Below are 13,371 nucleotides of genomic sequence, written 5' to 3'. Positions count from 1 at the left end.
AGGCCGCCATGGTATCTCGTCCGTCAGCTCCGCATGAAGCCTTCGCACTCGCCTTCAGCCCAGGCGAGCACCTTTTCCATCGCTTCGCCCTTGTGATAACGCAGGCACATCTTGGTCAGGGTCGCCTGCGTATAGATCTGCTGTGCGATCTTCGGCGGGGCGGGCGCCGCGGCGATCGAAAGCGTCTGGTGGTTGTGCGGGTTCGGATAGTGGTAGAGCGTGCCCTTCGGCGGCCCTTCCTCCTGCCAGACCTTCAAGGTGGTGAGCTTTTCGTAGCAGGGGAGGTCGTAGCCACCGCTCGCCACGCACATCTTCTCGATCGCATCCGGTTGCGAAAGCGCCCTGAGCACGCGCTTTGCCGCTTCCTTGTTCTTGGAGAACGACCAGGTGCCCCAGAAGTAGGAGAGGTAGGGCGCGTAGCGGCCCTTCGGTCCGGCCGGGAAGCCATGGGTCCAGCATTGCTCGGCCACCTGCGGGGCGTCGCGCTTGGCGACCGCCCAGGCGCTCGGCGGGTTCATGATCATGGCGCCCCTGCCGGAGACTAGCCATTTGTTATTGGAGGAGTCGTCCCAGGCGCCGGCGTCCGGGGGCAGGAAGGAGATCAGCTTCTTGTAGAATTCGAGCGCCTGGCGCACCGGGTCGGTCTTTACGGTGACGTTGCCCTTCTCATCGACAAGGGCTGCTCCGAACGACTGGAAGATCGCGCCGGCCGTATCGACGTTGTCACTGGTCTCGCCAAGCCCGATGCCGAAGGGAACGCCGCCCTTGTGGCAAGCTTCCGCAGCCTTCAGGAAGGTGTCCAGATTCCAGCTGTCGGCCTTTGGTGGAGCGCCGGCGGGATACAGCGCCTGGACGTCGATGCCGGCATGTTGCTTCATCAGGTCGATGCGCGAGCAGGGACCCTTGATCTGGCTGCCGACGCTCGCGGGTACCGCAAGCCATTTGCCCTTGGACTGACCGAGATATTTCACCGTGCCGTTGGGTTCACCGTTCTGCTTGATGAGACCTTCCATGACGTCGTTCATGGGTTCTAGCAGTTCGGACTGCGCATGCGGCCACCATGTCGGCATGGCCAGAATGTCATGGCCTGACTTTGCCTGCGCTTCGGCGGCGATGGTCAGCAGATTCTTGTTGCCCTGGCTCGGGATGTAGTCGATCTGAACCTCGACCTTCTCTTTCTCGGCCCAGGCATTGACGATATCGGTGGACGCCTTGTTGGCACCGGGAACCCAATGGTCCCAGAAGCCGATCGAAAGCTTACCTGCAGCGTGGGCGCCACGCACATAAGGCGCGGTGACGAGGGCTGCGGATGATAGCGCGGTAGCAGCAATGAATTGTCGGCGAGAAAGCTTCTTGCGTGACATGGTGTTTCCTCTTTGCTTGCTTTTTTGTTGTCGTCTTGTTGTTCCTCTTCTTATTCTTATCGGCCTTCACGCGATCGCGCCGATCTGGGATGGCGTGCGCCCCGCGGAGATTTGGTTGCGCAATCAGAACAGAATTAAACGCGTCTGTCGAGAAATGACATGTGTGACATTCTAGAACTAACGTTGCGTGCGATTTCCAGCGCTCGGAATAATGAAATGCCTCTCTGCACGGCATATTGCGTTGCACACGGCATCATGAACGTGAGGGAGTTTAGAGGCTACGGCCGTGCCGCGGAGTTCCCGGTCGACGGGATTGAACTTTCGACGCCGGCGATAACGGTCAGCACCGTGGCTAGACTTGCTCGTCGCTAAAACGATAAGATTCAAACTCGAGGACGATACCAGTCCTGGTTAACGACCACGGAGACCAATAATGACCAGCCCGACGTCCAAACTGCGCACGCGTTGGAAAGTGTGCGCGGCCATGGGGTTGGCCGCCATCATGCTTCTCACGCCACGGCTTGCGGATGCGCAGGTGGTTCAGGGTGTCGAGAAAGGCGCCCGCGAGGGTAACAAGGCAGCGGGCCCGGTAGGCGGCGTGCTTGGCGGCGCCATCGGCGGCGTCGTGGGCGTCGTGACCGGAGTCACCGGTGTGCTGACCGGGGGCAATAACAATAACAAGGGCGGACAGGCGCCGGCGGCCAAGGATTCAAAACAAGGCGAGGCTTCCAAGCAAGGCGAGGCTTCCAAACAAGGCGAGCCTTCCAAGCAGGGTGACACGTCGAAGCCGGCGAAGGGAAGCAAGGCTACGAAGACCGCCAAGGCGCAACAGCAGCAGCCCGCCGTCCTCACCCAGACCGGCGCGCCGCAACTGACGGCCGAACAGATCGTCGCCACCAGCGACGCCAATATCGAGCGGATCAAGAAGGAGCTAAACCTCACGCCCGAACAGGAGAAGCATTGGGCCGGGTTCAACAGTGCGATGCACTATCTCGGTCATAACGGCGCCGATCGTCTCAATCTGCGTGTGGCGCGCGCCAAGCGCGATCCCCCCGATGACATCATCGAGCAGATGCGCAACGAGGCCCAGTTCCTCAATGACCGCGCCGTCGATCAGCGCAATGTGGCCGATGCGGCCGAACCTCTATTTACCAGTCTGAACGACAAGCAAAAAACGGTCTTCATTCAGGAAATGGTCAATCTGAGCCACGAGCGCGGGCTCGATTAGCAGGCTCCGCCGGACGAATAGCCGGGTACGCATGCCCTGGGGTAGGTTGAAAGGCGCGGCACCCGGCTACTCTGCCGCAGCGGCGCGGCTTCTCCCAATCTCATTGCAATGATGATGAAACCCTGACGAACTCGCGCCTTACTGATGGCTGACTTGCCGCGTTGTCGGGAACTTCAGTCTTTGACGGGTAGTGTTGCACCTCAACATCGGATGCGTGGCACTACAGCGGGCCGAAAACCAATTGGGCCGTCATAGATGCGGCCGAATTGGGCTCGGTTCTCCGGCGGGCGCGGGCTCAGGTATTCGGAAAGTTCAGTTCGACGCCGACGCCGTCGGGATCGTAGAGAAAGAACTGCGTATCGCCGGTGCGCGGCACGATGCTCTCGCGGAATTTGACGCCTTTCGACTGCAGACGCTTGCGCATGTCCTCGACATCGGTCGCCGCAAAGGCGATGTGGTCAAGCCGTCCGGTATCCTCGTACTTTTTCTCGGTGCCGCGCACTACGATGCCCTCGCGCGGCTTGCGCGTGCCCATCAGATGCACCGTGGCGGTGCCGCCGGAATAGAGCCAGTAGCCGGGAAAATCGAGCGGCGGACGATCGCCGTTTTCCAGGCCCAGCACGTCGCAGTAGAAATCCTTGGTTCGCTCAAGGTCAGATGGTTCGATGGTGTAGTGCTGCAAGCCGCCAAGTCCCATGGTCGTCTCCTAGACAAAGCTGAGGTCGGTCTCGACGCCCATCATCCAGGCGCCGACGGTTTCAAAATGCCTGAGCTGGCCCTGCAGTTGCTGGGTCACGGTATGGATATCGCGGAAGCGGCGCTCCAGCGGATGGTTCTCGAAGATCGCGGTGGCGCCTGCGGCGTTGTAGGCAAAGTCGACCGCCTCGCGCGCCTTGTGAATGGCGTTTGTAGAGGCCATGCGGATGTTCATGCGCTGAGCCACCGAGATGGTCGCGCCCGCGGCGAGATCTTTCCAGGTGTCGGCCATCGACTGCAACACGTAGCCGCGCGCGGCACGGAGATTAACTTCCGCCTGGGCGAGGTTGCACTGGACCACGGCATTGTCCCGCAACGACAGCTTCGCGCCACGCGGCACCTTGTTGCGCATCGTCTCGACGAAATTGTCGAGGGCAGTGCGGGCGATGCCGCAGGCGACGCCGGCAAAACCCACCTGGTAACAGGTGTGGTTGCTCATGCGGTAGAGCGGGCCGCGCTCGCGGCATTCCCGGTCGAACTCGCGGGTAATCGAATGGTCTGCGCGCACGAAGAAATCGTTGAGCGCGAACTGGTCGCTGGCGGTGCCGCGCAGGCCAACAGTGTTCCAGATGTCGGTCCACTCGACGTCCTCGGAGCGTACCAGCATGGTCCGCTCGAGCGGCACCCCGTTGGCGTCGTATTTGGGCGAACCGTCGGCTGCATGGATCGGGCAGTGCGCCCCGAGCCAGGTCGCATGCCGGCCGCCGGACGCAAAGGACCACACGCCGGTCACCCGGTAGCCGCCTTCGCATTCGACCGCACGAACCCTGGGCCCGGGTCCCCACGCCAGCACCGCGCGCGGATCGCCGAAGATCGCCTGCGCCACCGGCAGGTCGAGATAGGCCGCCGACATCGCACAACCGCCGGCCTGGCTGAGGCACCAGGCGGTGGAAGCATCGGCCTTGGCAATGGTTTCGATGACGTGGAAAAAAGTTACAGGATCGGTTTCGATCCCGTCGGTCGAGCGGGGCAGCAACAGCCGGAACAATTGCGCATCGTGCAGCTTGTCGAGCAGCGCGGGCGGCAGCCGGCGCGCGGTCTCGATGTCGTCGGAAGCTGTCGCGACATCAAGACGTATGGCCTCGGCCCGGGCGATCACCGCCTGGTCGCCGGCAAGATCGGCAGAGTTTGCGATCGGTGTATTCAAAACCATGCCTGCCGGTCCATCGCGTCCGTGTGTCAGTCATTGGTGGAAAAGCTATCGTGCCATCGCTGCGATCGGCAAGTCCATGGTGACGCGGAGCACATCTGCGAATAAGCGATTGGGATTTCGTGCCGCTCTGCACAATGGAGCCCGAAGGCAATCGCGCTGGCCGCAGACCGCGCCTATTCCGGTTTTCCGGGCGCACGCGCCGACTTGTTTAAGGTTTTGCGTTAGCCTTGCGGTTTGGTTGGAATCGATCGGGACGGGACGGGCGGCATGGAAGAGAAGCGAAAATATCCGCGAACGGAGATTGACGAGCCTGGCTATGTTTCGTCGGGCGGTTCCGTCATGCCCTGCGTGGTGCGGAATATCTCGCGCGAGGGAGCGGCGATCGATGTCGACAATCCGGCTTTCGTCCCGCAGCACTTTCGCCTGGTGATGGCAAGGGATTCCTCGATCGTGCACGAATGCCGGGTCACCTGGATCCAGAAGAACCGTATCGGCCTGACCTTCATCAAGATCGCGGATGCGGTCGCGGAACCGCCGCCATCGTAGCGGCGGGCGCCGAGCTCGTTACTCGATCCGCAACTTTGCATCGCGCACCACCTTGCCCCACTTGTCCATCTCCAGCCTGATACGCGCGCCGAACTGATCCGGCGTATTGGCGACTGGCTTGAAGCCAAGCGTCGTGAGGCGTTCCTTGACGTCCGGCTGGGCGACGATTTTGGCGATCTCACGATAAAGCAGATCGACGATCTCTTTCGGCGTCCCCGCAGGCGCGACGATGCCCGTGAGCGTGTCGGCTTCCTGATCCTTCACGCCCTGTTCGGCGAAGGTCGGCACGTCGGGCATGCCGGCGGCGCGTTCGGTTGACGCCACGCCCAGCGCGCGCAGTTGTCCGCTCTGCACCGCCGACAGGGCAGGCGGCAGCGCGGTGAAGGCGATCGGCGTGTGCCCGCCGACCGTTGCCTGGATCGCCGGCCCGGCACCTGTGAAAGGCACGTGCACCAGGTCGAGTTTGAAGGCCAGCCGGAACAGCTCGCCACCCAGATGCGGCGTCGAACCGATGCCGGGACCGGCAAAGCCGTACTTGCCGGGGTTGTCCCGAATGAGCTGCACCAGCTCCGGGAGTGTCTTGGCGGGCACTTGCGGGTTGACCACCACGACATTCGGCGAGACCGCGACCAGCGTCACCGGCACGAAATCCTTGACTGGATCATACGGCACCTTGGCGTAGAGGCTGGGATTCACGACGAAGCCGGTGCTGATGACCATGATGGTGTAGCCGTCCGGCGTTACGCGCGCGACCTGGCCGGCCGCAATGTTGCCGCCCGCACCGCCAACGTTCTCGACGAAGAATTGATGGCCGAGATTGTCGGTAAGCTTCTGGGCGACGATGCGGGCGATGGCATCGGTCGGTCCGCCGGCGGGGAAGCCGACCACGACACGCACTGGTTTGCTCGGATAGCCTTGCGCCAATGACGCCACGACGCCGGACAGCAACCACGTCGCTGCCAACACTACGCGCAAAGCCGCGACCATGGCGCTCTCCCCAATATGTTTGTTGGGGCCATCATCGGCGAGCCGGCCTCGCCGGGCAAGGGGCTACTGCGACGGCGGGGGCGCTATTGCTTGAGCAGCGGCTTGATCCGTTCTTCCAGCTCCTCGAACGACATCGAGCCCTGCAGTCGTACACCGTTGAGAAAGAAAGTCGGCGTCGACGTGACCTTCACTTCCCGATGCGCGTATTGCTGATCAGCGTTCAGCTTGTCGAACTGCGCCTGGTCTTCCTCGCAGGTCTTGACTTCCTGCTCGCTCATGCCGTGCTGGCTCCCGACATAGATCAGCGTCTCCCTGGTCTGCGCCATCAGGCGGTCCTGCAGCTTGAACAGCATCTCGACTGCCCCAAGGTATTTTTCGGAATCACCTTTGCCGATGCAGCGCGCCAGTATCGAAGCTGCGGCGGCCTTTATGTCGAGCGGAAATTCCCGGAACACGAAACGTACCTTGCCGGTATCGATATATTTCGACCGCAACATCGGGAACACATTCTGGCCGAAGGCTGCGCAATGCGGACAACTCATCGAGGAATATTCGGTGATGGTGATCGGTGCGTTCGCGGACCCGATTGCAATGTCCGGCAGCGATACCGGTTTGGCGACTGCTGCGGCAATCACGCTTTGCGCGATGGCGCCACCTGAGAAAGCCGGCGATGCGAAAGCGAGGAGGACGGCGAAGGCGATGCGGTGACGAACGTTCAACGGTTACTCCGAAACGAACTGGCGAGGGCGAGCCGACAGGGCCGTGGCATATCGACAATTCTACCGGTTTTGCGAACCAAAAGCCACCTGACCTGACTGCGATCGGAGTTGACCGTGAATTGTTGGCGATCCAATCATAGGCGGCGACAGGAAGCGCAAGGCAAACTCTGCAAACCAGACAAGAGAACGTCATGACCCAGCACGCGACGCTGTTGAGCGAAACGCAGACGGCGGATGCCATGTTGCGAGCAAGGGCGCGGCTGGTAGTTCCAGGCGGCATGTGGGGCCATCTCAACGCTGCGCGGCTCCCGGAAGGCTATCCGCAATTCTTCGCCTCCGCGGAGGGCTGCCGCGTCCGCGACGTCGATGGGCGCGAGTACATCGATTTCATGTGCAGCTGGGGTCCGATTGTGCTCGGCCATCGGCATCCCGAGGTTCAGGCGGCGGCTGAGGCGCAGGCTGCCAAAGGAGATTGCTTCAACGGCCCGGGGGAGGTCATGGTGGAACTCGCCGAAGATCTCGTTGCCATGCTGCCGCATGCCGATTGGGCGATGTTTCAGAAGAACGGCGGTGACGCGACCACGAGCTGCGTGACGATCGCTCGCGCCGGCACCGGACGCCGCAAGGTGCTGGTCGCACGTGGCAGCTATCACGGCGCGCTGCCATGGTGTTCGCCAAGTGTTGCCGGGGTAACGGCCGAGGACCGCGCGCATCTTTTGCACTTCGAGTACAACGATGTGCAGAGCCTGCAGGCGGCCGTCGACGAGGCCGGCAGGGATCTCGCTGCGATACTGGTGACGGCTTTCCGCCACGACATGGGACGCGATCTCGAACTGCCAACGAAGGAATTCGCGGCAGCCGCGCGTGCGGCATGCGACGCGGCCGACGCCGCTTTGATTATCGATGAAGTGCGGGCCGGCCTGCGCCTCGATATCAGGGGGAGTTGGGAAGCGCTCGGCGTGCGTCCGGACCTGTCCGCCTGGAGCAAGGCGATCGCCAACGGCCATGCGCTGGCTGCCGTTACCGGCAACGAACGCTTCCGCGAAGCCGCCACCAGGGTCTTCGTCACCGGGTCGTTCTGGTGCGGCACAGTGGCGATGGCGGCGGCGCGGGCGACGTTGCGGATCGCGCGCGAAACTGACGTGGCCGGGCATATCCGCGCGATGGGCCAGCGGTTGCGCGAGGGACTGGCGTCGCTGGCGAAAGAATATGGCATCGCGATCCGCCAGAGCGGCCCGCCGCAGATGCCACTGATGCTGTTCGAGGATGATGCGGATGTACGCAAGGGCAGGGCGTTCTGCTCGGCCGCGCTACGCCACGGCGCCTTCTTTCATCCCCAGCACAATATGTTCCTGTCCTTGGCGCATCGCCCAGCCGATATCGACGAGGCGCTGCAGGCGGCCTTGCACGGCTTCAAGGCCGTCCGCGACCTGGAAGCGAGATCCAGTCGATAAGTCGCCGAGGCGACCGGGAGCCGATTTGGGATTTGCAGCCATCCATAAAAATGCCCCGCAACGCGGTCTTTACGACCAGCGATGGCGGGGCAGTCTTGGGAGAAAACGGCGAGATCGCCGACTGATGCGGACATCGTCGTCAGACATCATGTAGATCGACTTTCTGCTCTCTCGGTGACGTTCGCATTGACCTGGATCAAGCTACCGTCACGCCTGTCCTGAAAACGCGCGCAGCGAAGCTGCCGACCGCGCGGGTGCGCGGTCCGCGAGGATTCGATACAGGCCGCGGTCAAGTTCATCACGCGATGCGGTTCCATGCGTGCTTGCCGGGGGCGGGTGTATAGCACGCCGGATGTTCGAACTCGTCATGGCCCGCCAGGTGCGTGACTTCGACGCAATCGGCATTCAGACGTTCGTTGTCGACCAACCGCTCCGCCAACACCAGCGCCTGGGCGGGACCAATCGACTGGACCTCGATCTGGCGCTGCAGGCACTTGAAGCTGTGGCCGTCGGAGTTACAGAGATCCTTGTAGAAGGAGACGCGATAATTGTTCATCTTGCCCTCCCGTCCTTGCGGCACCCTTGTCGCCCAGCTTACTCTCAAGCGTCCGTGTCTGCCAGCCGCTAGCGGTTGCGCAGCACGATTTGATGTGCGCTCGAAAACACGAGAATGCCCTGGTCGCTGAGCTGCGAAAGCGCCCGCGAAACGGTTTCCGGGGTCAGGCCGGGATAGTCGCCGATGTCGCGGCAGCACATCGGCAGGGCCGTCATGCCGGCCTTGGCGTGCCGACGGTCCATTTCCAGCAGGAAAGCCGCAAAATACCAGCGAAACGAAATTACAAACGGCATATATCTAATTGATAAAATGAGAGTTTATCGACTTGTCGGCTCGGATTTCTGCAGAATGGTCGGTCTGGTGCTGGACCGGCCCAACGATGCCTGCCTCCGGGTAGCCGCGTGGCCATGGCATTGCGGCGAACACCGTCGTCCCGAAATGGCCGGCGCAACCGAGCAGATCGAGAGGATCGCTGCCAATGTCGGGACAGGTGCCGTGATTGCCGGCGCCCAATGGCCGCCACCCGCGATTGCGCGAATGGGTGCTCAGCGGCGTTGCGCGCCACCTTGCAACTGAATCGCGCCGCTGCGCGTTCCTGTCCCATTAAGGGTCTGCAATGGCGAGGAACCCCCGTGCATCGATTTCTCGAAGCGACCGCCGGGCAATACATGACGCGCAAGGTGAAGACGGTTGCGCGCGACACCACCATGCGCGAGCTGCACAAGATGTTCGAGGTCGACGATTTCAACTGTTATCCGGTGCGCGAAGGCGATGACATCGTCGGCGTCGTGAGCAACTTCGATTTCCTGAAATGCTTTGCATTCAACCCCGGCCGCATGGTTCCGGCCTATGACGATTTGTTGTCGCGTATGGTGGTGGATGTGATGACGCCGGAGTTCATCCATGTCGATCCGGCAACAAAACTGACCCGCGTCCTGCAACAGATGGTGGACCACCGGATGAAGAGCCTCCCCGTGCTGGACGCCGAACAGCGGCTGGTCGGGATCATCGCGCGCGAGGACATCATGCGCGCGCTGACCGAGAGCGCGCGCGGATAAACCCCAAGCAATAGCGGAACGCCATAGCTATGACCGTGCGACCGGCCGCCGACACAGCTGTAACTGATGCCGACCTGCAGCAGCAGGTGCTCGATTTCCTCGACGGTTCCAGCTTCGGCCCGGCCAGGGGCGGCAAGCGGATCGACACCCATGCCTCCATGGTTTTTCTCGGCGCCGATCGGGCATTGAAGATCAAGCGTGCCGTGCGCCTGCCGTTCCTCGACTATTCGACACTGGAGAAGCGCAAGCGTGCCTGCGAGGAAGAACTAAAGGTCAACGCCGGCAACGCTCCGGAGCTCTACCGGCGCGTTGTCGCCATCACGCGCAATTCCGATGGCGCCTTCGAAATCGACGGCACGGGTACGCCCGTCGAATGGGCGGTCGAAATGGCGCGGTTCGACGAGAAGCAGTCGCTCGATCGCGTTGCGGCATCGAAGACGATCGATCCATCGCTTGCGGCAGCCGTGGCCGACGCGATCCTGCGATCCCACGACAAGGCGCCGCGCAAGGACGATGAAAGCTGGCTTGCCTCCCTTCTACCCATCATCGAACGCAATACGGCGAAGTTTCACGCCGTGCGTGGACTTGATGCCGTTGCCGTCGATCAACTCGATGCCGTTAGCCGCGATTCTGCAACGACGTTGCAACCGCTGCTCAGGCAGCGTGCCAAGCAAGGGTTTGTGCGCCGCTGCCACGGCGATCTGCATCTCGCCAATATTGCGTTGGTGGACGGTCGACCGCTGCTGTTCGACGCGATCGAATTTGATGCCGTCATCGCTACGACGGACGTGCTCTACGATCTCGCGTTCACACTGATGGATCTGATCCACTTCAATCAAGGTGCGGCGGCGAACACGGTGTTCAATCGCTATCTTGCGGGAGCAGGGGACGAAGGTCTCGATGGCCTGCGTCTGCTGCCGCTGTTTCTGTCGATGCGAGCGGCGATCCGCGCGCATGTGCTGTTCATGAAGAGCGAACATGCCGGAGAGAGCGACGCGGTCTGGCAGGAGGCCAAGCACTACTTCGATCTGGCGGGACGCCTCATCGCGCCCAAGCCGCCGCTGCTGGTGGCGATCGGCGGGTTGTCGGGGACCGGAAAATCGGTGCTCGCACGCGGGCTCGCGGATCTGATCGAGCCTCCGCCCGGCGCCGTCATTGTCCGCTCGGACGTCGTTCGCAAGCACCTCTTCGGTGCCGGTGAAACCACGGCTCTGCCGGAATCCGCCTATCGGCCCGATGTCACGGAGCGTGTCTACGGCACGCTTTCGAGTGCCGCGCGGCGCGTCCTCGCCCAAGGCTGTTCAGTCGTGATCGATGCCGCTTACCTCCAGGAAGCGGAACGGACGGAAATCGCACGTCTCGCAGCCACTTGCGGCGTACGCTTCGTCGGCCTGTTCCTCACGGCAGATCTCGCGACGCGGCTGGCGCGCATCGAGCAGCGCAAGGGCGATGCGTCTGATGCAACCCGGAATGTCGCCCTGCAGCAGGAGACTTTCGCGATCGGCGCGGTAAACTGGCATATGATCGATGCCTCAGGGACGCCGGGCCAGTCGTTGCGCTGCGCCCGTGTTTCTTTGCTTGCGGTGCCGGGCGAGCGCTGAAGATGAGAAACGGTCAAACAAGAACGTCCGGCCGACATAAGGCCTCTGAAGCGGTGGGGCTCGATTGCGCGACCGCATTCCAGAAGATGACGCTCGACAGCGTCGCGGCTATCAAGGCCCATCACAGCAGCGCGTGCGCCGGCGATGCCGAGGCCGTGCATCAGATCCGGGTCGCGATCACGCGGTTACGCGCCGCCGTGGCGTTCTTCGCGCCGATCGTGGTCGATGCGGAATGGCGGCGTCTGAAGGAGGAAATCGCCTGGCTGAATGGCCCGCTCGGCGCCGCGCGCGACAGCGATGTCGTCGTGGAATATGCCCGCCGCAAGCGATACCGCGCCTGGGCGCAGGACATGATCGGCGAGCAGCTCGATCAGCGCCAGATGCGGGACCACCGCCGTCTGGTGCGCTGCCTGCGCTCCGTTCGTACGCAACGGCTCGTCGCTGCCATGGCGGCCTGGATCAGGCAAGGGCCGTGGCTGCAGCGCTATAAGCGGCGGAAGCACGCGGAGGCCCTGCAATCCTATTGCGCGGGCGAACTCGACCGCTGGCACGAACGGCTGGTCCGCAAGGGGAAACGCCTGAAGACCTTGGGTGCGTCACGTCGTCACCGGCTGCGGATCAAGGCCAAACGCTTCCGCTACATGCTGGAAGCGCTGTCCGAGACCGTCACGCTGTGGGGGCGGGGCGAATTCCATCACCGGCACCGGCCGGCAAAACGATTGCAGCGCGCATTGGGCGACATGCGCGATCTCGAGCGCTTCGCCGGCCTTGCCAGCGGATCGCCGCAGGTAGAAAATGGCAAGCGAGGCAAGAAGCATCCGCCGGGCTATCGCCATCGAAAGGAAAAGCTGCTCGGCGACGCCATCGCGGCTCATCACGACCTCAAATCCGCCGGAGTCCGCTGACGTCGCCGTTCGCATGCGCTGCCGTTCGGCATTTTTCGGGTTTGATGTGCGTCAACTTCGGCCATCGGTCCGTCGGTTACCTTGCCGGCAGCAATCCGTGACGGGGGCCGCATGCCCTCGCGAATGTGTGGGAGAATGGCGATGTTCAGGAACATTCTGGTTCATATTCCCTCCGAGCGTCAGGTCAGGCCGGTGATTGACGTCGCTGTCGCGCTGACCGTTGCGCGCCGGTCGCATCTCGATGCGGTCGCCATCGGCTATGAATCGATGAGTGCCGCCGGGATGATTGTAGAGGGTGGCGCCGCTGTTGGCGCCGTCATGGGGGCTGAACAGGAGCGCGCCCGGGAAAGAGCGAACGCCGCGATCGCCATGTTCGAGATCGAGGCCAAGCTCGCCAAAATCGCCTACGGCACCAGGACCTTCGCGACAATCCCCGCCGAGGCCGGGCGAACCATCAGCGCGCTTGCCCGGCTTTACGACATGACGATCGTGCTGCAGCCGGAATCCTCGAAGGCGAGCTACGACAACGAGATTCCGCAGCAGATCCTGTTCAATTCCGGCGGGCCGATGCTGATGGTTCCCTATATCCACAAGGGGCCGCTCGACGCCAACCATGTCGGCATCGCCTGGGACGGCAGCCGCCTGGCGGCCCGTGCATGGCGCGATGCGATGCCGTTTCTGATGGGCGCGAAGGCCGTCACCGTGATTGCGGCCAATGAGGAGGCGGGTGAAGCTTCTTCGGACCAACTCGTCGCGCATCTCGGGCGGCGCGGCATTGCGGCCCGGGTGCAGCGGCTGACGGCGGATCGCAGCGCCGTTCAGGGCGCCATTCTGTCGGTCGCAGCCGAAAGCAATATGGGTCTGCTGGTGATGGGGGGATACGGCCATTCGCGATTGCAGGAGCGAATTCTGGGCGGTGTCACGCGCAGCATGTTCGACAGCATGACCGTACCGGTGCTGATGTCGCACTGATCTTGGCCAGGCAGGGGATGTGACCTTTCGCCCCGGCGAGTTCCCTGTCTTGTACCTTTTGGCTGTCGCTGC

At 62.6% G+C, this 13,371-nt stretch carries 14 protein-coding genes and 1 pseudogene; 7 read left to right on the top strand and 8 right to left on the bottom strand.

Annotated features, from left to right (window positions below):
* Window positions 1-23 precede the first annotated feature (23 nt).
* Entirely contained in the window at window positions 24-1,364 is a 1,341-nt protein-coding gene (locus IVB05_RS21560) for an extracellular solute-binding protein (RefSeq protein ID WP_247777830.1), read from the bottom strand.
* Window positions 1,365-1,797: 433 nt separating this feature from the next.
* Between IVB05_RS21560 and IVB05_RS21555 the strand changes: the two genes are divergently transcribed.
* Window positions 1,798-2,592: a Spy/CpxP family protein refolding chaperone gene (locus tag IVB05_RS21555; RefSeq protein WP_247777828.1), complete on the top strand. Its 795-nt coding sequence runs from the start codon at window positions 1,798-1,800 to the stop codon at window positions 2,590-2,592.
* A 295-nt stretch (window positions 2,593-2,887) separates the two neighbouring features.
* Here the strand turns inward: IVB05_RS21555 and IVB05_RS21550 are convergent, their stop codons facing one another.
* A complete protein-coding gene (locus tag IVB05_RS21550) occupies window positions 2,888-3,289 on the bottom strand; it encodes a VOC family protein (RefSeq protein WP_247777827.1) in 402 nt (133 codons plus the stop codon).
* 9 nt (window positions 3,290-3,298) lie between these two features.
* Complete coding sequence (locus IVB05_RS21545; RefSeq protein ID WP_247777826.1) at window positions 3,299-4,501, bottom strand: acyl-CoA dehydrogenase family protein; 1,203 nt, start codon at window positions 4,499-4,501, stop codon at window positions 3,299-3,301.
* A 267-nt stretch (window positions 4,502-4,768) separates the two neighbouring features.
* Between IVB05_RS21545 and IVB05_RS21540 the strand changes: the two genes are divergently transcribed.
* Window positions 4,769-5,047 carry a PilZ domain-containing protein gene (locus IVB05_RS21540; RefSeq protein WP_247777824.1) on the top strand — a complete coding sequence of 93 codons (279 nt, stop codon included), beginning with the start codon at window positions 4,769-4,771 and terminating at the stop codon, window positions 5,045-5,047.
* 18 nt (window positions 5,048-5,065) lie between these two features.
* On the opposite strand, the gene IVB05_RS21535 is transcribed toward IVB05_RS21540, so the two are convergent.
* Both IVB05_RS21535 and IVB05_RS21530 read right to left on the bottom strand, forming a co-directional pair.
* Window positions 5,066-6,034 (bottom strand): tripartite tricarboxylate transporter substrate-binding protein, encoded by a 969-nt coding sequence (locus IVB05_RS21535; protein WP_247777822.1) that lies wholly within the window; start codon window positions 6,032-6,034, stop codon window positions 5,066-5,068.
* Between the two features lie 83 nt (window positions 6,035-6,117).
* A complete protein-coding gene (locus IVB05_RS21530) occupies window positions 6,118-6,753 on the bottom strand; it encodes a thioredoxin domain-containing protein (RefSeq protein WP_247777820.1) in 636 nt (211 codons plus the stop codon).
* Between the two features lie 191 nt (window positions 6,754-6,944).
* Here IVB05_RS21530 and IVB05_RS21525 point away from each other — a divergent pair, with 191 nt between their 5' ends.
* Window positions 6,945-8,207, top strand: coding sequence for an aminotransferase class III-fold pyridoxal phosphate-dependent enzyme (locus IVB05_RS21525; protein WP_247777818.1), 1,263 nt, complete (start codon window positions 6,945-6,947; stop codon window positions 8,205-8,207).
* A gap of 298 nt (window positions 8,208-8,505) precedes the next feature.
* On the opposite strand, the gene IVB05_RS21520 is transcribed toward IVB05_RS21525, so the two are convergent.
* The 3 genes and pseudogenes from IVB05_RS21520 to IVB05_RS21510 form a co-directional block, all read right to left on the bottom strand.
* Window positions 8,506-8,763: a hypothetical protein gene (locus IVB05_RS21520; RefSeq protein WP_247777817.1), complete on the bottom strand. Its 258-nt coding sequence runs from the start codon at window positions 8,761-8,763 to the stop codon at window positions 8,506-8,508.
* A gap of 68 nt (window positions 8,764-8,831) precedes the next feature.
* Window positions 8,832-9,023 (bottom strand): annotated as a pseudogene (locus IVB05_RS21515) (helix-turn-helix domain-containing protein); the annotation flags it as partial.
* A gap of 37 nt (window positions 9,024-9,060) precedes the next feature.
* Entirely contained in the window at window positions 9,061-9,276 is a 216-nt protein-coding gene (locus IVB05_RS21510; protein ID WP_247777815.1) for a hypothetical protein, read from the bottom strand.
* Between the two features lie 119 nt (window positions 9,277-9,395).
* On the opposite strand from IVB05_RS21510, the gene IVB05_RS21505 reads away from it, so the two are divergent.
* From IVB05_RS21505 to IVB05_RS21490, 4 genes are all read left to right on the top strand, one after another.
* Window positions 9,396-9,821 carry a CBS domain-containing protein gene (locus tag IVB05_RS21505; protein WP_247777813.1) on the top strand — a complete coding sequence of 142 codons (426 nt, stop codon included), beginning with the start codon at window positions 9,396-9,398 and terminating at the stop codon, window positions 9,819-9,821.
* Window positions 9,822-9,850: 29 nt separating this feature from the next.
* Window positions 9,851-11,422 (top strand): bifunctional aminoglycoside phosphotransferase/ATP-binding protein, encoded by a 1,572-nt coding sequence (locus IVB05_RS21500; RefSeq protein ID WP_247777812.1) that lies wholly within the window; start codon window positions 9,851-9,853, stop codon window positions 11,420-11,422.
* Between the two features lie 2 nt (window positions 11,423-11,424).
* Entirely contained in the window at window positions 11,425-12,327 is a 903-nt protein-coding gene (locus IVB05_RS21495; protein ID WP_247777810.1) for a CHAD domain-containing protein, read from the top strand.
* Between the two features lie 141 nt (window positions 12,328-12,468).
* On the top strand, window positions 12,469-13,299 hold the full coding sequence (locus IVB05_RS21490; RefSeq protein WP_247777809.1) for a universal stress protein: 831 nt from the start codon (window positions 12,469-12,471) through the stop codon (window positions 13,297-13,299).
* The last annotated feature ends 72 nt before the right edge of the window (window positions 13,300-13,371 follow it).

Origin of the sequence: Bradyrhizobium sp. 170 (assembly GCF_023101085.1) — a bacterium.
In the GTDB taxonomy this organism is placed as follows: Bacteria; Pseudomonadota; Alphaproteobacteria; order Rhizobiales; family Xanthobacteraceae; genus Bradyrhizobium.
Note: the sequence above shows the minus strand (reverse complement) of the source record. Positions and strands in the feature narration are given on the sequence as shown.